Origin of the sequence: Desulfopila sp. IMCC35006 (genome assembly GCF_005116645.1) — a bacterium.
Lineage (GTDB): Bacteria > Desulfobacterota > Desulfobulbia > Desulfobulbales > Desulfocapsaceae > Desulforhopalus_A.
Genome location: NZ_SWCM01000041.1, coordinates 1 through 1,592, shown reverse-complemented (window position 1 = coordinate 1,592; position 1,592 = coordinate 1). Strand labels below are relative to the sequence as shown.

At 48.9% G+C, this 1,592-nt stretch carries 1 protein-coding gene and 1 pseudogene; both read left to right on the top strand.

The features are described from left to right. Nucleotides 1-671: 671 nt before the first annotated feature. Nucleotides 672-1,067: a helix-turn-helix domain-containing protein gene (locus FCL47_RS24065; RefSeq protein ID WP_136816272.1), complete on the top strand. Its 396-nt coding sequence runs from the start codon at nt 672-674 to the stop codon at nt 1,065-1,067. Then, a pseudogene (locus FCL47_RS24060) lies at nt 1,054-1,592 on the top strand (DDE-type integrase/transposase/recombinase); the annotation flags it as partial. The gene FCL47_RS24065 and the pseudogene FCL47_RS24060, both read left to right, overlap by 14 nt.

Here is a 1,592-nt window from a genome sequence, read left to right as displayed (position 1 = left end):
TGTCAGCGGCGATCTGAAAGTGTATTTTCTTCAGCGGTTTGAAAATGTATAATCTCTCTTTTTCCTTTTCTTGATTTTCTTCCTAAAAATTAAAATAAACCAATCTTCTTCCCCTCCTTTTTCTTCCCATTTTTGTTTGGCACGCGGTTTTTAATAGAGAACATATATCCGAGGAGGACTCAGATATATGCAAAAGCCACAGAGACGTAAGTGTAGGCACTGCCAGGAGTTATTCAAGCTGGATCCTCGCAATGCCGCCAAGCAGAAGTACTGCTCGAAGCCGGAATGCCGACGCGCAAGCAAGATCACCAGTCAGCGGAAATGGCTCGCCAAATCGGAGAACAAAAATTACTTCCAAGGCCCTGATAATATTCAACGGGTTCAGGAGTGGCGCAAGCGTAATCCTGGGTATTGGCGGAAAAACAGGCCGGGCTCAACACCGTTACAAGATGACTCAATCTCAAAAAAGATGGAACAACGAGGTGATACAGAGAACTTGACGGCCCTTGCGTTACAAGATCTCTTGTCGGCGTATCAGCCCGTACTTCTGGGTTTTTTAGCACATTTCACTGGTTTTACGTTACAAGATGATATAGTCAACTTCGGTCGTCGTCTGCAACAATTGGGGCAGGATATTCTCACTGAACCATCAACCTGCAGAGGAGGCCGTCATGACAATCAACAAACATCCCATCCTGCCCGACATGGTCCGCCGGGTCCCTGATCAGTTCAGCTGGATTGATCATCGTCTGGTCCGCGAAGGCTACATCGATTATCTCAGTCACAGCGCCGCAGCAGTGTATCTGTTTCTGGTAACGGTGAGTGACTCTCGTGGTCTCAGTTACTACAGCGACGAGACTTTGAGTAGGCGACTTGGAATGGATCCCACCACCCTGGCGGAAGCTCGAACGATGCTAATCCGGGGGCAGTTAGTCGCCTACCGCAAGCCGCTGTATCAGGTTCTTGCTCTGGATTGCCGACGTCAACCGGTGCGAAGCAATACGGAACCCAGCTCTATTGGCCAGGTGCTGCAGCAGATAATGGGAGGCGCCAATGATAGATTATGAACAGTTTTGTCTGATCCGGCAGTATCGGCAAGAAGGATTGAAAGCAGGACAAATCGCGGTAAAGCTCAACCTTGATACACGCACCATCGGCAAGTGGATGAAAACGGAGTCATTCCAGCCCAGATTGCCGGGAATGCCGGTCAGCAAACTTGATCCCTACAAGGAAGATATCGTCCGGATGCTGGAGCGCCATCCTTACAGCGCTCAACAGTTGTTTCAGAAAATAACGGACCAGGGTTTTACCGGCGGCTATACCATCGTCAAAGATTACGTCCGGAAGATCAAACCGAAACGACAGAAGCCATTTCTCAAGCTTTTCTTTGCCCCCGGAGAATGTGCCCAGGTCGACTGGGGTTCCTATAAATCCATTAATGTCGGCAAAACCAGAAGACGGTTAAGTTTTTTCATCATGGTGCTTTGCCACTGCCGGATGATGTACGTAGAGTTCACCGTTTCTCAGACCATGGAACACTTTCTGGGATGTCATCAACGGGCGCTGGAGTACTTTGGTGGTGTACCGACTAA

What these genes read in the sequence shown, in the direction of transcription:
- FCL47_RS24065 (WP_136816272.1), top strand. Translation starts at nt 672, where the DNA reads ATGACAATCAACAAACATCCCATCCTGCCCGACATGGTCCGCCGGGTC.